Source organism: Gordonia polyisoprenivorans NBRC 16320 = JCM 10675 (assembly GCF_000241325.1).
GTDB lineage: Bacteria > Actinomycetota > Actinomycetes > Mycobacteriales > Mycobacteriaceae > Gordonia > Gordonia polyisoprenivorans.
Window position 1 is genome coordinate 19,251 of the sequence record NZ_BAEI01000043.1, and the last position, 20,775, is coordinate 40,025.

General features: G+C 65.5%; 22 protein-coding genes. 12 read left to right on the top strand and 10 right to left on the bottom strand.

Translation table 11 applies throughout. From position 1 onward, the window contains the following. Window positions 1-2: 2 nt before the first annotated feature. Window positions 3-1,244, bottom strand: coding sequence for an FAD-dependent oxidoreductase (locus GOPIP_RS11725; protein WP_006369863.1), 1,242 nt, complete (start codon window positions 1,242-1,244; stop codon window positions 3-5). A 58-nt stretch (window positions 1,245-1,302) separates the two neighbouring features. Next, window positions 1,303-1,599, bottom strand: a complete 297-nt coding sequence (locus GOPIP_RS11730; protein ID WP_006369864.1) for a putative quinol monooxygenase — start codon at window positions 1,597-1,599, stop codon at window positions 1,303-1,305. Window positions 1,600-1,733: 134 nt separating this feature from the next. Between GOPIP_RS11730 and GOPIP_RS11735 the strand changes: the two genes are divergently transcribed. Then, window positions 1,734-2,375, top strand: a complete 642-nt coding sequence (locus GOPIP_RS11735; RefSeq protein WP_006369865.1) for a TetR/AcrR family transcriptional regulator — start codon at window positions 1,734-1,736, stop codon at window positions 2,373-2,375. Window positions 2,376-2,378: 3 nt separating this feature from the next. Here the strand turns inward: GOPIP_RS11735 and GOPIP_RS11740 are convergent, their stop codons facing one another. From GOPIP_RS11740 to GOPIP_RS11750, 3 genes are all read right to left on the bottom strand, one after another. Further along, complete coding sequence (locus tag GOPIP_RS11740) at window positions 2,379-3,605, bottom strand: cytochrome P450 (RefSeq protein ID WP_006369866.1); 1,227 nt, start codon at window positions 3,603-3,605, stop codon at window positions 2,379-2,381. Window positions 3,606-3,615: 10 nt separating this feature from the next. Next, window positions 3,616-4,611, bottom strand: a complete 996-nt coding sequence (locus tag GOPIP_RS11745; RefSeq protein ID WP_006369867.1) for a PDR/VanB family oxidoreductase — start codon at window positions 4,609-4,611, stop codon at window positions 3,616-3,618. A gap of 73 nt (window positions 4,612-4,684) precedes the next feature. Continuing rightward, window positions 4,685-5,446, bottom strand: coding sequence for an IclR family transcriptional regulator (locus GOPIP_RS11750; protein WP_006369868.1), 762 nt, complete (start codon window positions 5,444-5,446; stop codon window positions 4,685-4,687). 85 nt (window positions 5,447-5,531) lie between these two features. Here GOPIP_RS11750 and GOPIP_RS11755 point away from each other — a divergent pair, with 85 nt between their 5' ends. Beyond that, window positions 5,532-6,170 (top strand): DUF1345 domain-containing protein, encoded by a 639-nt coding sequence (locus GOPIP_RS11755; RefSeq protein ID WP_006369869.1) that lies wholly within the window; start codon window positions 5,532-5,534, stop codon window positions 6,168-6,170. A 215-nt stretch (window positions 6,171-6,385) separates the two neighbouring features. Here the strand turns inward: GOPIP_RS11755 and GOPIP_RS11760 are convergent, their stop codons facing one another. Beyond that, window positions 6,386-7,537: an acyl-CoA dehydrogenase family protein gene (locus GOPIP_RS11760; protein ID WP_006369870.1), complete on the bottom strand. Its 1,152-nt coding sequence runs from the start codon at window positions 7,535-7,537 to the stop codon at window positions 6,386-6,388. 4 nt (window positions 7,538-7,541) lie between these two features. Next, the gene (locus GOPIP_RS11765; protein WP_006369871.1) at window positions 7,542-8,735 is read right to left on the bottom strand and encodes a thiolase family protein; all 1,194 of its coding nucleotides are present in this window, start codon (window positions 8,733-8,735) and stop codon (window positions 7,542-7,544) included. 233 nt (window positions 8,736-8,968) lie between these two features. Here GOPIP_RS11765 and GOPIP_RS11770 point away from each other — a divergent pair, with 233 nt between their 5' ends. Further along, on the top strand, window positions 8,969-9,568 hold the full coding sequence (locus GOPIP_RS11770; protein WP_006369872.1) for a TetR/AcrR family transcriptional regulator: 600 nt from the start codon (window positions 8,969-8,971) through the stop codon (window positions 9,566-9,568). 116 nt (window positions 9,569-9,684) lie between these two features. Further along, window positions 9,685-10,566: an oxygenase MpaB family protein gene (locus tag GOPIP_RS11775; protein WP_035727812.1), complete on the top strand. Its 882-nt coding sequence runs from the start codon at window positions 9,685-9,687 to the stop codon at window positions 10,564-10,566. Window positions 10,567-10,580: 14 nt separating this feature from the next. Here the strand turns inward: GOPIP_RS11775 and GOPIP_RS11780 are convergent, their stop codons facing one another. After that, the gene (locus GOPIP_RS11780; protein ID WP_006369874.1) at window positions 10,581-11,249 is read right to left on the bottom strand and encodes a TetR/AcrR family transcriptional regulator; all 669 of its coding nucleotides are present in this window, start codon (window positions 11,247-11,249) and stop codon (window positions 10,581-10,583) included. A 173-nt stretch (window positions 11,250-11,422) separates the two neighbouring features. Between GOPIP_RS11780 and GOPIP_RS11785 the strand changes: the two genes are divergently transcribed. The 5 genes from GOPIP_RS11785 (at window position 11,423) to GOPIP_RS11805 (ending at window position 17,148) form a co-directional block, all read left to right on the top strand. Then, a complete protein-coding gene (locus GOPIP_RS11785) occupies window positions 11,423-11,860 on the top strand; it encodes a MarR family winged helix-turn-helix transcriptional regulator (protein WP_006369875.1) in 438 nt (145 codons plus the stop codon). Window positions 11,861-12,150: 290 nt separating this feature from the next. After that, a complete protein-coding gene (locus GOPIP_RS11790) occupies window positions 12,151-13,779 on the top strand; it encodes an MDR family MFS transporter (protein WP_006369876.1) in 1,629 nt (542 codons plus the stop codon). A gap of 35 nt (window positions 13,780-13,814) precedes the next feature. Then, the gene (locus tag GOPIP_RS11795; RefSeq protein ID WP_006369877.1) at window positions 13,815-14,111 is read left to right on the top strand and encodes a TspO/MBR family protein; all 297 of its coding nucleotides are present in this window, start codon (window positions 13,815-13,817) and stop codon (window positions 14,109-14,111) included. A 70-nt stretch (window positions 14,112-14,181) separates the two neighbouring features. After that, the gene (locus GOPIP_RS11800; protein ID WP_006369878.1) at window positions 14,182-15,468 is read left to right on the top strand and encodes a GGDEF domain-containing protein; all 1,287 of its coding nucleotides are present in this window, start codon (window positions 14,182-14,184) and stop codon (window positions 15,466-15,468) included. 360 nt (window positions 15,469-15,828) lie between these two features. Continuing rightward, window positions 15,829-17,148: a GGDEF domain-containing protein gene (locus tag GOPIP_RS11805; protein ID WP_006369879.1), complete on the top strand. Its 1,320-nt coding sequence runs from the start codon at window positions 15,829-15,831 to the stop codon at window positions 17,146-17,148. Window positions 17,149-17,161: 13 nt separating this feature from the next. On the opposite strand, the gene GOPIP_RS11810 is transcribed toward GOPIP_RS11805, so the two are convergent. Next, a complete protein-coding gene (locus GOPIP_RS11810) occupies window positions 17,162-18,064 on the bottom strand; it encodes a helix-turn-helix domain-containing protein (RefSeq protein ID WP_006369880.1) in 903 nt (300 codons plus the stop codon). A gap of 234 nt (window positions 18,065-18,298) precedes the next feature. Between GOPIP_RS11810 and GOPIP_RS11815 the strand changes: the two genes are divergently transcribed. Together GOPIP_RS11815 and GOPIP_RS11820 are read left to right on the top strand one after the other, a co-directional pair. Next, window positions 18,299-18,703 (top strand): (R)-mandelonitrile lyase, encoded by a 405-nt coding sequence (locus GOPIP_RS11815; RefSeq protein ID WP_006369881.1) that lies wholly within the window; start codon window positions 18,299-18,301, stop codon window positions 18,701-18,703. A gap of 70 nt (window positions 18,704-18,773) precedes the next feature. Then, on the top strand, window positions 18,774-19,631 hold the full coding sequence (locus GOPIP_RS11820; protein WP_006369882.1) for an aldo/keto reductase: 858 nt from the start codon (window positions 18,774-18,776) through the stop codon (window positions 19,629-19,631). A 47-nt stretch (window positions 19,632-19,678) separates the two neighbouring features. Here GOPIP_RS11820 and GOPIP_RS11825 read toward each other — a convergent pair whose 3' ends face one another. Further along, complete coding sequence (locus GOPIP_RS11825) at window positions 19,679-20,074, bottom strand: tautomerase family protein (RefSeq protein WP_006369883.1); 396 nt, start codon at window positions 20,072-20,074, stop codon at window positions 19,679-19,681. Window positions 20,075-20,353: 279 nt separating this feature from the next. Between GOPIP_RS11825 and GOPIP_RS11830 the strand changes: the two genes are divergently transcribed. Further along, window positions 20,354-20,773 carry a hypothetical protein gene (locus tag GOPIP_RS11830; RefSeq protein ID WP_006369884.1) on the top strand — a complete coding sequence of 140 codons (420 nt, stop codon included), beginning with the start codon at window positions 20,354-20,356 and terminating at the stop codon, window positions 20,771-20,773. Window positions 20,774-20,775 lie beyond the last annotated feature (2 nt).

A 20,775-nucleotide genomic window follows, 5' to 3' on the forward strand; every position in this document is an offset into this window, starting at 1 on the left:
CGTCAGACTCCGATGGCTTCGACGAAGGCCTTTTCGGCAGCGTCGATCTCGTCGATCTGCGCAACGATCTCCTTGGGCGACTGCTCGCCGATCACTTTCTGGAGCAGGGGGGTTCGGTTGAATGCCGCATCACGTACCGGCTGCAGGGGCGTCGGGGTGTGGTGGAACACCTTACCGAGCGCCCACGCAAGTTGGACCTGACGGGCGGTGTGTCGCTTGCGTGGGGCCTCGAATGCTGTCAACGCTTCACCGAGCGCAATCGGATCGGCCAGATCGATGCCTGCCAAGCGCCGACCGAGGAAGTACCCGTCCTCCGTCGCCATACCCGCGCCGTACGCGGCATAGGGTGACGTCGCGTGCGCTGCGTCGCCGACGAGTGTGGCTCTGCCCTTCGACCACTGAGGAATGGGCTTGCGGTCCCGAAGGATCCACCGTTGCATCGCTTCCGGTGCAGTAGCCGCCACGAGTTCCGGTAGTGGCGCAGCGAATTCACTCGCCAGTTCAGCTGCGTGTTCGGCCAGGCTCCGACCGAGTTCATCGCCGTTGTCCTCGTGCGCTTCGAGGACCCACCACTGATAGCCGTCGCGACCCTCGTGGCGGATCGACGTCCAACTCCCCTGCACACGTCGGCTGTGACTCATCACGCAGAGCCCGCGGACTGCACTCGCCGGATGATCAAAGGTGTAGCCGCCGATGATGTGTAGGTTGTGCTTTCGCTTCGGTGTCAAACCCCATAGTGTCTGGCGAACCATGGAATCGATCCCGTCAGCGCCCACCACCAGATCAGCCTCGACGGCCTCGCCGTCCGCCATGTGCAGGAGCACTCCATCGGCGTCCTGGTCGAAGCTCTCGACTTGGCGATCGACTTGCAGCACACCGGACGGCAGAGTGGCCACCAACCTGCGATACAACTCGGGCCGAAGCAGCCCGATGAAGCCACCGCCGTACTGATCGATCACGCTCTGGGGCAGTCGGACCGACGCCCGAAGGTGGCCGCCCGCCGAACGGACTTCGGTGCGACACGGCGCCCCGAGATCGTGCGTGTCGACGCCCATCAAGCCGAGAGCCTTGATCGGCGCCGGCCACAGGTTCAGGATGTTGCCGGCGGGCCTCGCTTCGCGATATCGCTCGAACAAGACGACCTCGTGGCCGGCCTGATGAACCGACAGCGCGGTGGCCATTCCGGCCGGACCGGCACCTATCACCGCGACACGGCCCCGTGCTCGGGAATGCGATGTACTCATGTCTCTTCTCCTGATGCGTGAACAGCCCTTGCCAGCCATGGTCAACTGGCCAGGACCATTACTGTTGGTTGAGTGTTGCTGTATAACAATGCATTTCGATATCGCCGATATGCGAGTCGGCAATACTGTCCAGGAATCTCGCGGTGTGCGGATGACCCATGTGGGCGTCCAAGGCGGCGTCGTCGTCCCAGATCTCCACGCAGACAATCCATCGCGGGTCCTCGATGTCGGCACAGAATGCGTACTGTCTGCAGCCTTGATCATCTCGGGTCGCCATCGCCATCTCTTGTGCCGCTGCCACGAAATCGTCACGCCGCTCACTGCGAATCAACCCTCGGGATATCACGACCAACATCTCACCGCCTCCTAACCGTAGCGTGCGCTACGGTTAGGAGTATGTGTCCGGTGTCACGCTCGTGTCAAGACTTGACCCAGCCCATGTCGCGAGTGCTGTCGCCGGCGGCTTCGACAATCGGCGAGAATGCCATCATGAGCACGTCCGACACCTCCACCGACGAGAGCGATCCACTGGCCGTCCGGCCTCCCGTCCAACGACGAAGCCGCGAATCGTGGACGCGCGCACTGGACGCGGGTGTGGCGATCCTCGAGGAAGGTGGTTACGACGCGTTCACCATCGCCGCGGTGTGCGAACGTGCTTCGATTCCACCGCGCGCGATCTACGCCCGCGTCGATACCAAAGATGCGTTGTTCTTGGCGGTGTACGAGCACGGGCTCGCACGCGCTCGCGCCGCGCAGGACGCCTACTCCGACGACCGATGGACCCAACTGAATCCAGCGGAGAGGATCACCGAGGCGGTCAATACACTCGCCGGAATCTTCCGAGAGTTCGACCGCTTCCTCGGCGCAATCGTGCTTGTGTCCGGCGCACACTCGGAGGTCAATCGACGGGGTGCACGCTACGTCGGCGAGCTGGCCGACCTCTTCGTCGTTGCGATCTGCGGGGCGTCACCCAGTGTGTCTGCGGAATCCCGGACGCGAACCTACTTTCACAGTCTGTTCTCCACATTGGCCATACGGGTGGCTTACGGACCGGAATTCCTGGCTCCGATCGGCGACGAGCAGTTGGTGGACCAGCTCATCGACATGGGTCGGTGTTACCTGATCGATTGAGCCTCAACAAAGGAACGACAGCGGCAACGATCCCCACGCGCGCAGCGTGTTGTTGTGGTGTCGACGCGGCGTGGCGGTGAGTTCGATGCGTCGGAAACGGCGCGCAAGGGCGGTCAGGACGGCCTCGGCTTCCAGGCGCGCGACGTGCTGCCCGACGCACTGGTGAATGCCCATCCCGAATCCGACGTGACCGGACGGGTTGCGGGTGATGTCGAAGGCGTCGGGGTTGTCCCAGTGACGCGGATCGCGATTGGCCGATCCGAGGAACATCAGGATCTTCTTGCCCTCGGGGATCAGAACGTCGCCGACCAGGATGTCGCGGGTGGCGGTACGGAAGAAGGTCTGCACCGGGGCCTCGACACGCACGGCCTCGTCGAATGCGATACGGGCGAGAGAGGGATTGGCGCGCAACAGGTCCCACTGGTCCGGGTTGGTCGCGAAGGCGTGCAAGACCGCGGCCAACCCGTGCACGGTGGTGTCGACGCCGGCCGAGAGGAGCGACCGCACGATCGTCGGCGCCTGATCGGTGGTGATGTCACCGCGATCGGCCGCAGCCCAGATCTGCGCACCAAAGGTGCCGTGGCCATCGCGGCCGACCGGCGTCAACCGGTCTCGCCCGCATTGCTCGTTGACCCAGCCGGACACCGCGGCAATCCGGGGCTCACCGGCGACGACGAGGTCGTTGTGCGGGCCGAAGGAGTTGAACAAGTGATCGCCGTAGGGCAACAGGTTCTCCCGGCCGTCCGCCCCGATCCCGACCGCGTCGGGGAACACGCGCAGCGGGAACGCCTCGGCGATCTCCGGGACTGCGTCGATCGGCGTGTTCGCCGGGAGTGCGGCCACCAACTCGTCGGCATCGGCGCACCAGAGATCGCGTAAGCGTCGCAGGGCCCGCACACTCAGGATCTCAGAGAGGACGGCGCGGGGCGCATCGTGGTGCGGCGGATCGGTTTCGAGCAACAGGCTCGGTGGTCGCCAGGGCTTCTCGAGCCGGAAGTTGCTCAGTCCGACGCCGGCGCCGGATTCGAAGTCCTGCCAATCGGTCAGCGCCGCATGCACTTCGGCGTAGCGCCCCATGGCATACAGGTCGTAACGGTTCAGATACACCACAGGACCGGAGTCGCGCAGCATGGCGTGGAAGGCGTCGGGCGACTCGAGGATGTCGTGGCCGAAGGGGTCGGCGTCGCTGAGTGGGGCGTGTGTCCGGGTGGTGTCGGTGGCGGTGGTCATGGTCTTCTCTTCAGAGGTCGAGGACGAGTGTGTCGGTGCAGGAACGGGATACGCAGATGAACATGCAGTCGTTCTGTTCTCGTTCGGAATCGGTCAACAATGAATCGCGGTGATCGGGACGGCCGTCGAGCACGCCGGTGTCGCAGGTGCCGCACGTGCCCTGGCGACACGACGACAGGACCGCAACCCCGGCGTCGGAGACGGCCTCGAGGATCGACCGGTCCGGGGGCACGGTGACGGTTTGTCCCGACCGACGCAACTCCACCTCGAACGGCCGGCTCCGCACGGGTGCCGAGAGTTCTTTGGGAACAAAGTGTTCGACACGTACAGCGCCAACCGGCAGGGCCGCACCGGAATCGACGACGGCCGCGGTGAGTTCGACGGGCCCGCAGCAGTAGATCGTGGTTCCGGCGCCGACGGCGTCCAATTCGGCGGCGAGGTCGGGACGTGGCCCCTCGTCGGTGGCATGGACCCGCACCCGCGGATCGTCGGCGAGGTCGTCCAGGTAAGCCATGGTGCGTCGCGACCGCCCGACATAGATCAACGTCCAGTCGATGCCCAGCAGGTCTGCCTGTCGGCACATCGGCAGGATCGGGGTGATGCCGATCCCACCCGCGACGAAGAGATACCGCTCGGCGGGCACCAGCGCGAAGTTGTTGCGCGGCCCGCCGATCGGCAGCGCGTCTCCTACCGCCAGCTGGTCATGAATGTATCGAGAACCGCCACGTGACAAGGGTTCTCGCAGAACCGCAATCCGGTAGTGGAACGGGTCCCAACGATCTCCGCACAGCGAGTATTGCCGGATGATGTCGCCGGGTAGGACGACGTCGATGTGTGAACCGGGCGACCAGTCGGGAAGTCGGTGTCCGTGCGCCTCGGCCAGGGTGAGTTCGACGACGCCGTCGGCGACGGGCGTGCCGGCGACGACGGTCATCACCAGGCCGTCGGCGGCGGCTGCGGCCACCAGACGGACCGGCGTGGACGACGCGTGCGGTGATGTGGTCATGGTCACAAGGGTTGGATATCGCCGACACCGCCCACAAGACGATTCCCATTGAATGGGAGTGCTACCACCGCCGTCAGCGCCGGTCGATCGGGCGACGCAGTTCGCGACCGATCCCTCGAGCCGCCGCCTGGAGTACCGCGACGTGGCTGGTCGGCCGGTCGTCGCGGGGAACCACCACCGAGATGGCCGCGACCACGAGGTCTTTGGAATCGCGGATCGGCACCGCGATCCCCGTCGCATCCTCGTGGATGAAACCGGGGCACACCGCGACGCCGGAGCGTCGAACCTCGGCCAAGAACGCCCGCAGGTGACGTGGATCGACGATGGTCTGCGCCGTGTACCGCGGTAGCGTCCGGCTCAGCACGCGTTCCTGGAATCCGGCGGGCGCGTGGGCAAGGAGCACCAGGCCCGCCGAGGACGCGTGCAGCGAGAGCCGCCCGGCCACGCGTGTCACGTTGATGACCGCGCCGGGACTCGACAGGCGCTCGACGAACAAGACCTCGGCGCCATCGAGCACACCGAGTTGCACGTGGTGTCCGACGATGGCGTGCACGTCCTCCAGAAACGGCATCGCCGCCTCCCGCAACCCGAGCGTCGGGGATGCCCGAGACGCCAACTCCCACAGCCGTACCCCGATCCGGACCCGACGACCCTCGTCGCGCCGGAGCAAGCCGAGACCGACGAGGTCGTCGACGAGGCGCGACGCCGTCGACAACGGAAGTCCGGCGCGTTCGGCGATGTCGGTGATGGTGACGGTGATGTGGTCGGCGTCGAAGACCTCGAGGATCCGTACGGCGCGCTCGAGTACCGACTCCCCCGACGTCGACCGGGCCATCACTTCTCCTGTCGCGTGCCGGACGCGCGACGTCCGGCGCTTGGGCACTCAGCGTAGACGCAGTGATGCTACAGATGGTGGGGTGATGCGCATCGTTCCGAACACAGCTGCGCCCCGGGTCCTGGTATCGGTGCTGTGCGGCGCCGCCCTCGGGGTCGGGGTCGGCCTGCTCGCCCGGGATGCCGGGCATGGCGTCCTCGCCGGAATCGCGACGACCGCCGGGGTTTTCGTCCTTCTCGGCTGGGTGGCGTTGTGGCCCATGAGCGCCGCCGACACCCGAGCGCACGTGGGCCGGGAGGACTTCCGTCCCATCGTCGACGAGGTGATCGTGGTGGTCGCGGCGCTCTCGGCGCTCGGCGGGATCATCGGACTACTCATCGACGGCGGATCGCACGCCCACTGGATACCCGCGGCGATCGCCCTTCTGGGCGTATTCCTGTCCTGGGCGAGTCTGCACCTGATGTACGCAACCCGATACGCATTTCTCTACTACGCCAAGGGAAAAGCCGGCGGGATCGACTTCAACTCCGACGACCCGCCGGCCTTTCGCGACTTCTTCTACTTCAGCTACAACCTCGGTATGACCTATCAGGTGTCGGATACCTCGGTCTCCGACCGCGAGATCCGGTCGGTGGCCCTACGACACTGCTTGCTGTCCTACGTCTTCGGAGCAGTCATCCTGGCGACGACGATCAACCTCGTCGCGGGGATCGTGGTGGGTTAGGTCCACGATCGAGCCGGGCGGACTTTAGTCCGATGGTCGAGGTGTGACGAGCCCCCTGGGGCGAGGAACCTCGAGACCACCGACAGCCGACGCTGGTCCGAAACCAGCACCGGCGCACGAGGTCTCGAGGCCCGGCGCCTGGGGCGCCGGGCACCTCGACCATCGGGCGGCAAGGCACCGCCGGATGGAGGGCACCGCCGACGGCGAGACCCCTACTACAGGCCCATATCCCGCCCGATGAGGTCTTTCATGATCTCGGTGGTGCCACCGAAGATCGTCTGGATGCGCGAGTCGGTGTAGGCGCGAGAGACCTTGTACTCGTTCATGTATCCGTAGCCACCGTGCAGCTGCACGCAGCGGTCGATGACCTTCTTGGCGAGTTCGGTGCACCACCACTTGTTCTTGGCGGCGTCGACGGCGGTCAGGTCACCGTCGAGGACGGCGCGCAGGCAGCGGTCGATGTACTGCTCGGCGATGTCGAGTTCGGTCGACATCTCGGCGAGGTAGAACCGATTCGCCTGGAACGCACCGATGGGTTGCCCGAAAGCCTTGCGGTCCTTGGCGTATTGCAGGGTCTCCTCGAAGACGGCGCGAGCGCCGGCGATGGCTCCGATACCGATCGACAGCCGCTCCGACGGCAGGTTCTGCATGAGGTGGTAGAAGCCCTTGTTCTCCTCGCCGAGGAGGTTTTCCCGGGGCACCCGGACGTCGGTGAAGTGCAGTTCGGCGGTGTCGGCCGCCTTGAGGCCCATCTTGTCGAGCTTGCGGCCCCGCTCGAAGCCCTCCATGTCGCGTTCGACGACGAGCAGCGAGAACGCCTTGTGCCCGGCGCCCGGGTCGGCATTGGTGCGGCACACGACCACCACCAGATCGGAGTTGATGCCGGCCGAGATGAAGGTCTTGGAGCCGTTGAGGATGTAGTGGTCACCGTCGAGGCGGGCCGAGGTCTTGATCCCGGCGAGGTCGCTACCGGCGCCGGGCTCGGTCATCGCAACCGCGAGAATCGTTTCGCCCGTGGCCATCCCGGGCATCCACCGAGCACGCTGTTCCTCGTTGGCCAGATGCAGGAAGTAGGGGACGAGAACGTCGTTCTGCAAACTCAGACCGGGTGCCGCGCTGCCGAAGCGGGCGAATTCCTCGACGATGACGGCGTTGAAGCGAAAGTCGTCGGTGACCCCGCCGCCGCCGTACTCCTCGGGGATGTTGAAGCCGAGAAGTCCGGCGTCGCCGGCCTTCTTGTAGGCCTCGCGATCGACCTGGCCTGCGGCCTCCCACTTCTCGACGTTGGGTGCGCATTCGCGGGCGAGGAATTCGCGGGCGGATGCGCGCAGCTGCTCGTGTTCGGCCTCGAAGACGGTACGTTTCATGGATTCAGATCCGTTCGATGATGGTGGCGTTGGCCATTCCGGCGCCTTCACACATGGTCTGCAGACCATAGCGTCCGCCGGTGGCCTCGAGGTGATTGACGAGCGTCGAGAGCAGTCGGGTTCCCGAGGACCCGAGTGCATGGCCGAGGGCGATTGCCCCGCCGCGCGGGTTGAGCTTGGCGGGGTCGGCGCCGAATTCGTGCGCCCACGCCATCGGCACCGGAGCGAAAGCCTCGTTGACCTCGTAGGCGTCGATGTCGCCGATCGACAACCCCGAGCGCTTGAGCACCTTGTGGGTTGCCGGGATCGGCGCGGTCAGCATGAAGATCGGATCGTCGCCGGCGAGGGAGAACGCGTGGAAGCGGGCACGCGGCGTCAGGCCGAGCTTGGCGGCCATGGTGTCGCTCATGATCAACGCCCCGGAGGCACCGTCGGTCAACGGCGAGGAGTTGCCGGGAGTGATGTGCCAGTTGATCTCGGGGAAGCGCTCGGCGTATTCGGGACTGTAGAACGACGACTTCAGTCCGGACAGACCTTCCTGAGTGGTCTGCGCGCGCACCGTCTCGTCGACGGCGTGGGTGACCCGGTTGCCGTCGCTGTCGGCGACCTCGATCGGCAGGATCTCCTTGGCGAAGAAGCCATCTGCGGCAGCCTGAGCGGCACGACGATGCGACTCCGCGGCGAAGGCATCCACCGCATCCCTGTCGAACTTCCACTTCGCCGCAACGAGTTCCGCCGAGATGCCCTGGCCGACAAGGCCTTCGGGGTAACGAGCGGCGATGCTCGGTCCGTACGGACTCTGCCCGACGGTGGTGAAGCCCATCGGTACCCGGCTCATGGACTCGACGCCCGCGGCGATCACGATGTCGTACGCGCCCGCGATGACGCCCTGTGCGGCGAAGTGTGCGGCCTGCTGACTCGACCCACACTGCCGATCGACGGTGGTCGCGGGCACCGACTCGGGGAATCCGGCCGACAACAGCGCGGTGCGCGAGATGTTGAGCGCCTGTTCCCCGGCCTGGCCGACGCAGCCACCGATGACGTCGTCGACGAGCGCCGGGTCGAGGTCGTTGCGCTCGACGAGGGCGCGCAGCACGTGCGCGAGTAGTTCGACGGGTTTGGTCTGCGAGAGCGCGCCGCCGGGCTTGCCCTTGCCGGAGGCAAGGCGGACGACGTCGACGATGACGGCTTCGGGCATGGGGAGAACCTCCGGAGGATTCACGGCGCCCGGGTCGCGGCGGGACGTACGTCGCCCACGCAAGAACCCGAACCACCGACTGATCGTTCGCTAAGTTTGTAACACGGCGGTGTGATGCAGATCAACAAGATCGCAGGCTCGGACGCCCCGCGAGTTGGCCGACGCCGCCGTCCACGACCTGCGTCCGCACGTTCTGACGGCGTACATGATCGGCGCTACTAGGATCGGACCCTATGGCCCGCGAGAGGAGATCGACACCGTCGCGATACGCGCGCGTGCGGTTCCTCGAGGCAGGTCTCACCGTCCTCGCCGAGGACGGATTCGGTGCGCTCAAACTCGCGGCGGTCTGCGCCCGCGCCGACGCCACCACCGGCAGCTTCTATCACGCCTTCGACAACTGGGCCGAGTTCACCTCGGCGCTGATCGCCTACTGGCGCGAGGAGAAGAGCCAGCGGCCGATCGCCGAAGCGCGCAAGGTCACCGATCCGGTCGAGCGCCTCACGGCACTGATGGACGTCGGCCTGACCCTGCCCCACGATTCCGAGCGGGCCATCCGTGTCTGGGCCGCCCAGGATCCGGAGGTCCGCAAGCATCAGGAAGAAGTCGACCTCGAACGGCGCGACTTCATCGCCGAGACCTACCGTGAGGCCCTCGGCGACGACTTCGCCGCCGAGGAGTACGCCACCATCTCGATGTATCTGCTCGTCGGATACGAAAGCGGGACGCTGCGCTCCTACGAGGCCCTCGATCTGGGATTTCGAATGTTCCTCCAGAGCGCGATCGGCCCGCTCGGCGACGGGGCCACGACCCCGCCCACGACCCCCGACCACTGACGTCCGCCCGGGCTTTTCGGATCCACCCGGCTGAGCCACACCTCTTGCCGAGTGTGACCCCTTGCACAAAAGTGTAAGTCATCTTATAGTCGATGCCACAACGCAAGGAGGCAGCCATGCTCAGGATCGACCGCAACCACGGCCTCGACCCCGACTTCGGCGAGATCTACCGCAATCTCGTCACCTACGAGTTCCCCTGGGACATGAACCAGGCACTGAGCTTCGCCCTCTTCCGCACCTACGCAGTGCCGAGCATCGGACGACTGCTCGACGAGACCGGCGAGTTCACCGAACGCGTGCAGAAGCGTTACGACGACACCGGCTTACTCCTGGAAGTACCTCTACTGGAGGGGATTTCGAGTCCACAGGGCAAGGCGGCCATTCGCCGCATCAACCAGATGCACAAGATGTACGACATCACCAACGACGACATGCGTTACGTCCTGGCCACATTCGTCGTCGTCCCCAAACGGTGGATCGACGATTACGGGTGGCGTCGGATGACCTACGAGGAAGTGCGCGCGTCGGTGCTCTACTACCGCTCGCTCGGAAAGCACATGGGGATCACCGACATCCCGGAGACCCACGAGGACTTCACACGCCTGCTCGACGAGTACGAGGCAGCGCACTTCGCCTTCGACGCCGGGGCCCGCCGCGTCGCGGACTCGACCATGCACCTGATGACGACTTTCTACCCGAAACCGGCGGCTCCCCTGATCGACATCTTCAGCCGCTCGGTGATGGACGACCCTTTGTTGCAGGCGTTTCACTATCGCAAGCCGAATGCGTTGGCGCGCAAGCTCTCCGTTGCAGGACTCCGGGCACGCGCCCGGGTCGTCGCAGTGCTCCCCTCTCGGCGCACACCCCGCCTGGTCCGGGACATGCCTCGAATCCGCAGCTACCCCAACGGCTTCGAGGTCGACAAGCTCGGCACCTTCGCCCCCGGATGCCCGGTCCACCGGACGACGGACGTGGTCGAGCAGGTGTCGACAGGCTGACCGGACCCCCGATTTCAGCTGTCGTCGGCGGCGCCGAACTCTACTGCGGCGAACTCCACTGCGGCGAGCGCGATCCGCACGTACTCCGCCGCCGTCTCCGCGGGCGTCTTGGGCCCGTCGGGGTGATACCAGCTCGCGATGCCCTGGCACATGGACAAGATCGCCCGTCGCGCGGAGTCGGGAACCGATGTCGCGAAAACCCCAGCGCGGCAACCGTCTTCGATGGCGTCACGCAGCTGTCCGTCGATGGTGTCGCGATGCTCGCGATACCATCGGCCGTTCTCGGCAGTCAGTGAGCGGCGCTCGGAGTCCAAGAAGGCCAGGTCCCGGTGGTTGGCCATGTACAACGCGGTCGCCTCGACCAGCGCCGAGAGCCGACGCACCGGATCGTCGCCGGCCTCGGTGAGCGCGGCGTCGATGTGGGCGCTGACCGTGCTCATCGCGTGGTCGAACAGCGCGACGAGGATCGCCTGCTTGTTCTCGTAGTGGTAGTACAGCGCCGGAACCGTCACGCCGACCTCGGCGGCGATGGTGCGCACACTGGTGGCGTCATAGCCGTGCTCGACGATCTGCGTGAGGGCGACGTCGAGGATCTTCGGCAGAGCCAGCGGCGGATAGTGCCGCCAGTCGTCGACGGGAACGTCCACAGCCGAACGGGCGTGCACCGGTGTGGCCTGGCCCATCGCCGCTCCCATCATTGACAAGTATGTTCGGTCTACAAGTGTTCGTGATCGGCGTCAATGCTAGACGGCCGGCTGTGTTTCGCGATGCTCACGCCCGCCGCAACCACGTACTACCCTGACCTCGTCCGGGCACTGGGCCCGAGCACTCCCGACCGAGGGGAATGTCGCCGATCATGAGCGCGGACCCGATCACCGAGCTGGAAGCCGAACTCGCCGACACCTGGCGGCGCGGCCGCAATCGGACGCGCTCGCGCGCACATGCGATCGATCCGCGACTCGACCCGTCGGCCTATCCGGTCATCACCATCCTCGCCGGCCACGAGTCGTTGCCGATGTCGCGACTCGTGCATGAGCTCGGCCTGGACAAGTCCACGGTCACGCGACAAGTCGACGCGGTGGTGCGCCTCGGGTTGGTCGAGCGCTCCCCCGACCCACATGACGCGCGGGCGCGGGTCGTCCGCCTCACCGACGCCGGACGCAGTCGATACGACGAGGTTGTCGCCTCGTCGGTGGTCGAGTGGCGTAAGCGCTTGGCCGAGTGGGATCCCGAGGACATCAGGACACTCACCGACCTGCTCCACCGACTGAGCGACGACACCGACGACGCCTGAGGCGTCGAGCGGGTGGAGGCAACCGCTGAGGTACCGATCACATCCGAATCGGACAGGAATATCTCCCGATAGTTGCATGTTGCATCTATTACGCTTATGGTTGCGCTAGTCAACTAATTGCTGCGCGTCGGCTCCGCGCATATCTCGACCGGGCGGACCACTGGTCCCCTCGTCGTGACACCCGACTTGTTCTCCGCGTTCCGCGGACGGATTCGACCTGATCTTTGGGAGGTTTTCGCATGAGTACGACCGTTTCGAAGCGCGCACCCGCTTCGTCGACGGGCGCGCCGATGACTCACCGGCAGCGCATCGAAGCACTCGTCGGGCTGCTGCTCGGCATGTTCGTCGCATTTTTGTCCTCGACCATCGTGTCCAACGCATTGCCGGTGATCATCACCGACCTGCACGGCACCCAGGACCAATACACCTGGGTTGTCACCGCCACCTTGCTGGCCTCGACGGCCACCACCCCGTTATGGGGCAAGCTCTCCGACCTCATCAGCAAGAAACTGCTGGTTCAGATCGCTCTGACGGTGTTCACACTCGGCTCGATCCTGGCCGGATTGTCCCAATCGGTGGGCATGCTGATCGGCTTCCGCGTCATCCAGGGCCTGGGACTGGGCGGCCTGCAGGCGCTCGTCGTGATCGTCATCGCCTCGATGTTCAGCCCGCGCGAACGTGGCCGCTACCAGGGGCCGATCGCCGCGGTCATGTCGCTGGCCACCGTCGCCGGCCCGCTGATCGGCGGCGTCATCGTCGACACCAGCTGGCTCGGCTGGCGCTGGACGTTCTACGTCTGCGTCCCGCTGGCGGTGATTGCGCTGCTCGTCATCCAGCGCACCCTGAACCTTCCGGTGATCCGCAAGGAGGTCCGCATCGATTACACCGGCGCCGTGTTGATCGCCTCCGGGGTCAGCACCCTGCTCATCTGGGTCACTTTGGCGGGCAAGAACTTCGACTGGATCTCGGTGTGGTCGATCGGTCTGGTCGTGCTCGGCCTGGCATTGATCGCGGCGGCGTTGTTCGTCGAGTCGCGGGCCAAGGACCCGATCATCCCGCTGCGCCTGTTCCGGGACCGGACGATCGCCCTGGCCACCGTCGCCAGCGTCGCGGTGGGCGTCGCGCTGTTCGGCAGTGCGGTCTTCCTCGGCCAGTACTTCCAGATCGCACGCGGCTACTCCCCGACCTCCGCAGGTCTGCTGATGCTGCCGATGATCATCGGTTCGATGCTCTCGGCGACGGTCTCCGGACAGCTGATCACCCGATTCGGCCGGTGGAAGGGCTTCATCGTCGCCGGCGCGGCGCTGATGACCGCAGGATTCGCCCTGCTGTCGACGATCGGCGCGCACACCAACATGGTGCTGCTCGGCGGATACCTGTTCGTCCTGGGCGTCGGCATGGGCATGAGCATGCAGAATCTCGTGCTGGCAGTACAGAACAACGTGTCCCCGGCCAACCTCGGGTCGGCGACCTCGACGATCACGTTCTTCCGTTCACTCGGTGGCGCGGCCGGCGTGTCGGTGCTGGGAGCGGTGTTGTCCAATCACGTCGCGGATCTGATTGCCAAGGGGCTCAGCGCACTCGGCGTCGACACCTCGACGACGGGCTCGGCGGGATTGGCCAATCTCAACGATCTGCCCGCGCCGCTCGCCGACCTGGTCCGCGGCTCCTACGGCGACGGCACCGCCCGGATCTTCCTGGTGGCCGGCGTGATGGCGGCGATCAGCCTGATCGCGGTGCTGTTCATCAAGGAGGTCGCGCTCAAGACGCACAGCGCGCTCGACGAGCACCTCGAGAACGTCGAGGTCATGGCCGACGACGAGCAGAAATCGTTGCCGGACAACGTCATCGACGCGGAGCTGATCGACACCGATGACAGCCGGGCGCGGGCCGACGGCGCCCGGGTACCGGCCACCTGATCGTCCCCCATCGTCCAATACTGCAGCGGCTCACGGTGATCCACCGTGAGCCGCTGGTCGTCACGGGAGCCTTTCGAGCATCGGCGTGGCGCGGCGAACATGCGCCCCTCACCGTCCTCACCACCTCGGTCGCGACCACCGCCGCAGCCGCCATCGGCTCGCTCACCACCGGCAGGTCGGTGACCACCTGCAGTAACGGTCGTGACGCCGAGGCCCGGGCGCTGGTCGGCGCGCTCGGGGTGAACCTGGTACTCAACGCGGGGTGGAGCGTGGTGTTCTTCGGGGCGCACCGGCTCGGACCCGACACCGGCGGGTTCGGCATTCGCGGATAGAATTCTCATCGGACGCGGGGGGTCTGAGCCAGTAGCTGTATTCGTGCGCTGCACACGGAGGGATGCGCACTTGTCCCCAGAGGCCGACGACCGACGTGACATCCCATCGGGTACCCACACGAGGACCTTCGCCGCGGCGACCGACGCTCCGCCACTGAGGCACAGTTGGAGCACGGCAGGTCGTGCGGTCGAGGACGCCGGCGGCAGGGAAATACTGCTCCAGCGTGGAATCGCGATCCTGACAGTGCTTTTCGGCATCCTGGGATTCATCGCCGCCACGACTCCCGCAGGAACCCAGGGGTCTGCGGTGCGGACGACGATCCTTCTTCTCGTGGTCGCGTCGACGATCCCGGTCGCCTTCTCTGTGTCCAAGATCAGCTTCGGCAACGTGTGGTGGTCACGCCCTCGGTCGATGCGAGCACACAACCATCTGTTCGTCGCCTACGCCGACATCGGTGTGGCCGCCGCACTGTGCACCTTTGCGAGTCCACTCCTTGCCCTGCACGGCGCCACCACGTTCGCGGTCGTCGGTGCCTATGTCGCGCACTTCGTCAGGTTCCGCGTCGTCATCGCTCACTTGGTGTTCAGCAGTACGGTGATCGTCGCGCTCGCGGCACGCGCCGTGTACGACGGTCACCCGATCGGCATGGTGCTCTACTTCGCGTTGGTGTCCCTGGTCGCCTCGAACGGCATCGTGCTCCTGTTGAGCGCGTACTCGACGGCGTTCAAGAGCACCATGCAGACGCAGCTGGACTGGGCCAACACCGAGGCCCTGACCGGCGTGCTCAACCGTCGCGGGTTCTCCGTCGCAGCCGACAGCATCGTCGCCGCTACCCCACCCGTCGCCGTGATCATGCTCGACGTCGACCGGTTCAAGCAGATCAACGACGCGTACGGGCATTCGGTGGGAGACGCGATCCTGAGCCGGCTCGCGGCGCGCGTGCAGGAGTTGGCAGGCCCCGATGCCGTCGTCGGACGTCTCGGTGGTGACGAGTTCGCCGTCGCGCTGCGTTCGTCGCCGCAAGCGGTCCGCATTCTCATTCACGCGATCCAGCAGACCCCGCTCGACGTACTCCGCGGCTCCCCGGTGACGGTGAGCATCGGGGCCGCGATCTACCGGGAGGGGCCGACGCTCTCAGACGAGTACCGCGACCTACTCGAGCAGGCCACCGCGCTGGCCGATGAAGCCTTGCTCATGGCCAAGAACGCCGGACGCAACACCCACACCATCATCGATCACGATCACGTGGCCGAGCGAACACAGGAACAGCGCATCGCTCCGATCGACTCGCTCCGGTCACGCCGACGGCGTCTCATCCATTCGCCGAATACTCACGGACCCGGTCGGCACAGTTAAGTGGGCCTAAACGAGGTCTCCACCCAGTCCGGGACGGTTCAGTATCTGCCCGCTGGCGGTCATGAAAACTGCCCATAGCCCGGTCACGAGGGGGCGCCCGGTGGCGGACACGGTTTTGCCCACTGGGGTCGGCCACCGGCGGCGGGATTAGGTCTCAGTTAAGTGACACTTTGCGTTCTTAACAAACCGCGATCGTCTTGAGCATTTGAGCATCTTGACAATCCGCAGTTGTCAAACGTCTGAAAGTCACTGTCGCTGTGGGCGCGCAACACCGGCACGAGCGTGGATAACATACAACAGATCACATCGGGGGAAGGTCGGCGAACATCTGAGTGCTACCAACAAAGAGAGGTCAATTCTGTGTCATCCTCTCTTTCGGGGCAGCATCGCCGCGCCGTGCGTCGCCGCGGCAACGAGGACGACGGCGCCGGGAACCTCCGCGAACAACAGGTCTCCACATCGGCCAGGTCGGCACTGTTCCTCGCGGGCGGTCGTGATCGAGTCGCGCAGTGGGGAATTGCGGCGTTGACGTTGTGCTTCGGCATCGTCGCAGCCCTCGGCACGACAACTCCCGACGGCACCCGCGGATCGGTGGTGCGCACCGCCGTGGTACTCGCATTGGCCGCCTCGACCATCCCGGTGGCCATCGTGATGACGAGGATGCGTATCTACACCTCGTGGTGGTCGCGGGCGGTGGGCACGAACTCGCTGACCTCGTTGAACAACATCTTCGTTCTCTACGCCGACCTCGGACTTCTCATCGGACTTCTCTCCGCCCGAGATCCGCTGCTCGCGGTGCAGGGCAGTGTCCTTTTCGCGGTGATCGGGGGATTTGTCGCGCATTTCGTCCGGCTCGGAGTGATGTACGCGCACATGGCTTTCAGCAGCCTGGTGATCGTCGGCCTCTCGGTCTGGGCCGGGATCGAAGGCGCAGCGGTGGGGACCGTCGCGTATTGCGTTTTCGTCGCCTTCGTGGCATCCAACGGAATCGTGTTACTCCTGCGCTCGTACTCTGCCGCGTTCAAGCGGGCACTGCGCACCCAATTGGATTGGGCGAACACCGATCCGCTGACCGGTGTGCTGAATCGCCGTGGATTCAACTCCGCGGCATCGGAGTTCCTCGAGTCGGGTCGACCCGTCACGCTGATCATGATCGACGTCGATAGGTTCAAACAGATCAACGACGTCCACGGCCATTCGCTTGGGGATGCGATCCTCAGTCGCCTGGCCACTCGGATCGCTGAGGTCGCCGGGCCCAACGCCGCGACCGGGCGACTCGGTGGTGACGAATTCGCGGTCGTCGTGCGGGCATCCGGCGACGCGGCCGTCGCGCTGATCGAACAGATCCGTGAAGCTCCGTCCGGTACACAGGGTGATTTCCCGGCCACGGTGAGCATCGGCGCGGTCGTCTACCGCGATGCGGATCACTCCACGAATCCCGAGCGCGTGAGGCCATCGCTGGCAGAAGCGATGTCGATCGCCGACGCGGCACTTCTCGCCGCGAAAGATGCGGGGCGCAATACTCATATCGTCGTCGACGCCGACATGTACGACGTCTCGGGCAAACCGGAACCGTCGAAGAGCGCCGGGTGTACTTCGCGGCCGACCATGCGCGCGCGTGTGCGCCCCCGGCCCGCCGAGCGCATCGCCGCCAACGGCGACGTCGAAACCCTGGTGTGATAACTCGATTTCGCTACTGCGACTGCGCGTCACTCCCCGGCTCCACCGGGCTCGCCACCGCGCGCGACGCCGCCCACGCCGAGAGCAACCGCAACGCATCCGCCGACGCCGACCCGGGCATGGCGTTGTAGATGGTCAATGCGTGTCCGGGATCGCTGGGCAGATCCATCGTGTGATACGACAGTTCGATCTCACCGACGGCAGGGTGGGTGAAGTACTTGGTGCCCGCGAAGTGCAGGCGAACTTCGTGTTCGGCCCACATCGTCCGGAATTCGTCACTGCGCGTGGCAAGTTCACCGACCAATGACGACAGTGCCCGAGCATTCGGATGCTTACCCGCCGCCAGGCGCAATTGCGCGGCCGCCACCCGGGCCGCGCCGTCCCAGTTCGGATACAACTCGCGCGACGCGGGATCGAGAAAGGCGAACCGCGCGAAATTCGCCCGCCCCTGAGAATTGTTGTCGAGCATTGGTGAATACAGTGCGCGGGCAAGATGATTCATGGCCACGACGTCGAGGAACGGACCGGCGACGAGTGCGGCCGCATCTGTCATCGCGTCGACCATCCATTGCAGGTTCGGGCGGGGCGCCGGGCCACCCGGCCGGTGCCGCGGTACGCCGCCACGGCTGTTCATCGCGGCGATCAGGTCGAGAAGGTGCGTGTGCTCGGCGTCGTCGAGTTCGAGCACACGCGAGATCGCCTCGAGCACCGACTCCGACGGGTTGGCGACCTTGCCCTTCTCCAAGCGCGTGTAGTAGTCGGTGGAGACCCCCGCAAGCATCGCGACCTCCTCACGGCGCAGCCCGGGGACCCGACGCGCTCCGATCGCGGAGATCCCGGCGTGCTCCGGGGTGATGCGGGCACGGCGGGTCTTCAGCAGATCTCGGAGCTCGTCACGCGGTTCCACACCGACCACGGTACGACCTACACCGCATGCGTGGGAGGGGGTCTGTCGCACCCCCGGCTGCCGATAGGGGGTACAGACAGGACCCCCTCCCGCGCTGGCGCGGCACGACCACGACGGGGCACCATCGGGGGGTGTCCGCAATCGACATCGAGTCCCGCGTGGTCTGCCACTCCGAGGCTCACGCCCCACGTCCGCCCAACTGACGGACCAGCCACCTGACAACCCGAAAGGACCTTGATCCCAATGGAAATCACCCGAAGCTCGATCAGCACCGCCAAGGGCCCGGCGGACTGGTTCACCGGCGACGTCTACATCGACGCGGTTGCTGCCGCGCCCGCTCCGTCGCGGATCTCGGCGAACCTCGTGCACTTCATGCCCGGCGCGCGTACCTTCTGGCACCGACATCCGTTGAGCCAGACGGTGTTCGTCACCGAGGGCGTCGGCCTGTGCCAGCGCCGCGGCGGGCCCGTCGAGGTGATCCGGCCCGGCGACCGCGTCCTGTTCGAAGCCGACGAAGAGCACTGGCACGGCGCGGCACCGGATCGATTGATGGTGCACCTGGCGATCAACGAGGCCGACGACGATCACGCGGCGGTGCACTGGCTGGAGCCGGTGAGCGACGAAGAGTACCGGGTGACGCCGCAGTGACAGCACACCGCGATCACGTGACGACCATGAGTGACAAGACATTCGAGCTCTCTACGAACGGAGTACACACATGACCATCCTCGACGAGACCTACACCCTGTCCAACGGAGTGACCATCCCGAAGCTCGGCCTGGGAACCTGGTTCATCGACGACGACAAAGCCGCCGAGGCCGTCCGTGCCGCAATCGAGATCGGCTACCGCAACATCGACACCGCGCAGGCATACGGCAACGAACGCGGCGTCGGTGAGGGAGTCCGGACCGCCGGCGTCGCTCGGGAGGACCTGTTCGTGTCCACCAAGCTCGCCGCCGAGATCAAGGACCACGACAAGGCCGTGGCCGCGATCGACGGATCACTGGAGAAGCTCGGCCTGGAGTACATCGACCTGATGCTCATCCACAGCCCGCAACCTTGGGACGACTTCCGCGGGGGTGACTACGCCGACGGAAACCGCCAGGCGTGGCAGGCGCTCGAAGAGGCCCACGGCGCGGGCAAGATCCGCTCGATCGGGGTCTCGAACTTCCTTGAGCCCGACCTGGAGAACATCTTGGAACACGGCAGCGTCACGCCGCACGTGAACCAGATCCTCGTGCACGCCGGCAACACCCCGACCGAACTGATCGCCTACTGCCAGGCCAAGAACATCGTCGTCGAAGCCTATTCCCCCATCGCCCACGGCGAGATCCTCACCAACCGCGCCGTGGGAGCGATCGCCGAGAAGTACTCGGTGAGCGTGCCGCAGTTGTGCATCCGCTACACACTCCAACTCGGCACCGTGTCGCTGCCCAAGACCGCCAATCCCGACCACATGCGCGCCAACGCCGAAGTGGACTTCACGATCTCCGACCACGACATGGAGACGCTGCGGGACCTGACCGAGAAGGACTACGGCGACAGCGCGGTGTTCCCGGTCTACAGCGGGAAGTAGCGACGCGGATGAGGACGGGCGTCCGGATCAATGCGAAGACCGGCCGGTCACGCCAGCACCCCGTCCACGAACTGCGCGACCCCGTCTCCAAAGGACCAGTCCTCGCGCGTGTTCGCCGCCACCGAGATCACCAGATCGGCACGGCGCAAACCGGTTTCGGTGTGCAAGCGGTCGGCCAGTGCGCCGAAGGCAGCGCGCTTCTGGTCGAGGCTGCGGCCCTGCTGGAAGATCTGGATGACCACCGCGTCGTCGGTGCGCTCGAAGCCGAGTCCGGTGTCCTCGAGGATGATTCGTCCAGGTTTGTGCTCGGTGATGATCTGGTAGCGATCGCGCGCCGGAGCGGCGAAGTGATCGAGCATGACCTCCTGCACCACGTCGGCGAAACGTCGTAGCTCGGCATCTGTTCGACGGCCCTCGGTCACATGGATGTGCACCAGCGGCATGTGGGTCCTCCTTATTTGTCCTGACAAAGTGTTAGGGTTCCAGTATGTCCTGACATATCAGTGTTGGCAATCCCTGCCGACGCCTTCGGCCGGCCCACTTCGGCGCGACTGCGCGCCACAGACCCGCTTGTCGCGTTCGGGAACTATGCGGTGCACTCATCGAATGACGTCGGTTCGACTTCTCCCACAACGGATTCAGCATCTCGACGATGTCGGTTATGGTCGTGCGTCAAGCGTCGGTGCCAGTCGGCGCACACAACCGGGGCGGGAGAAGAACACATGATCATGGGCGGTCCGCAATTCGCGACGAATCCGACATCGGTGACCTGGCAGCAGGTCAAGCCCGGCATGATGACGATCATCGGGATCTGGGCGGTGGTGACGGTGATCGAAGTCGCCTCTCTCGCCATCTCCATCGTGGCCGGCTCCGGTCTCGCCGTCGCGGCGACCGGCATCTCTCTGGTCATCTCCGTCATCGCGCTGGCGTCGACGGCATTCGTGACCCGCGGCAAACTCTGGGCGTGGTGGGTCCTCTATGTCCTCGGACTCATGTCGGGCGTGGCCGTGTTCCAGTCGTTCACCAATCACCTGTGGATGTCGGTCGCGATCAACGTGCTCGCCTTCCTCACGGTGATGCCTCTGAGTACCGATCCGATCAAGCTCTATTGCGGACGCAAGATCACCCGACGCCGTCGGTGATG

Excerpts from the sequence above, each read along its gene's own strand:
- GOPIP_RS11735 (WP_006369865.1), top strand. The coding sequence starts at position 1,734 with ATGAGCACGTCCGACACCTCCACCGACGAGAGCGATCCACTGGCCGTC.
- GOPIP_RS11755 (WP_006369869.1), top strand. The coding sequence starts at position 5,532 with ATGCGCATCGTTCCGAACACAGCTGCGCCCCGGGTCCTGGTATCGGTG.
- GOPIP_RS11825 (WP_006369883.1), bottom strand. The coding sequence starts at position 20,074 with ATGCCGCTGGTGCACATCCATGTGACCGAGGGCCGTCGAACAGATGCC.
- GOPIP_RS11820 (WP_006369882.1), top strand. The coding sequence starts at position 18,774 with ATGACCATCCTCGACGAGACCTACACCCTGTCCAACGGAGTGACCATC.
- GOPIP_RS11725 (WP_006369863.1), bottom strand. The coding sequence starts at position 1,244 with ATGAGTACATCGCATTCCCGAGCACGGGGCCGTGTCGCGGTGATAGGT.
- GOPIP_RS11745 (WP_006369867.1), bottom strand. The coding sequence starts at position 4,611 with ATGACCACATCACCGCACGCGTCGTCCACGCCGGTCCGTCTGGTGGCC.
- GOPIP_RS11730 (WP_006369864.1), bottom strand. The coding sequence starts at position 1,599 with ATGTTGGTCGTGATATCCCGAGGGTTGATTCGCAGTGAGCGGCGTGAC.
- GOPIP_RS11830 (WP_006369884.1), top strand. The coding sequence starts at position 20,354 with ATGATCATGGGCGGTCCGCAATTCGCGACGAATCCGACATCGGTGACC.
- GOPIP_RS11760 (WP_006369870.1), bottom strand. The coding sequence starts at position 7,537 with ATGAAACGTACCGTCTTCGAGGCCGAACACGAGCAGCTGCGCGCATCC.
- GOPIP_RS11750 (WP_006369868.1), bottom strand. The coding sequence starts at position 5,446 with ATGGCCCGGTCGACGTCGGGGGAGTCGGTACTCGAGCGCGCCGTACGG.
- GOPIP_RS11765 (WP_006369871.1), bottom strand. The coding sequence starts at position 8,735 with ATGCCCGAAGCCGTCATCGTCGACGTCGTCCGCCTTGCCTCCGGCAAG.
- GOPIP_RS11780 (WP_006369874.1), bottom strand. The coding sequence starts at position 11,249 with ATGGGCCAGGCCACACCGGTGCACGCCCGTTCGGCTGTGGACGTTCCC.
- GOPIP_RS11785 (WP_006369875.1), top strand. The coding sequence starts at position 11,423 with ATGAGCGCGGACCCGATCACCGAGCTGGAAGCCGAACTCGCCGACACC.
- GOPIP_RS11815 (WP_006369881.1), top strand. The coding sequence starts at position 18,299 with ATGGAAATCACCCGAAGCTCGATCAGCACCGCCAAGGGCCCGGCGGAC.
- GOPIP_RS11775 (WP_035727812.1), top strand. The coding sequence starts at position 9,685 with ATGCTCAGGATCGACCGCAACCACGGCCTCGACCCCGACTTCGGCGAG.
- GOPIP_RS11790 (WP_006369876.1), top strand. The coding sequence starts at position 12,151 with ATGACTCACCGGCAGCGCATCGAAGCACTCGTCGGGCTGCTGCTCGGC.
- GOPIP_RS11770 (WP_006369872.1), top strand. The coding sequence starts at position 8,969 with ATGGCCCGCGAGAGGAGATCGACACCGTCGCGATACGCGCGCGTGCGG.
- GOPIP_RS11740 (WP_006369866.1), bottom strand. The coding sequence starts at position 3,605 with ATGACCACCGCCACCGACACCACCCGGACACACGCCCCACTCAGCGAC.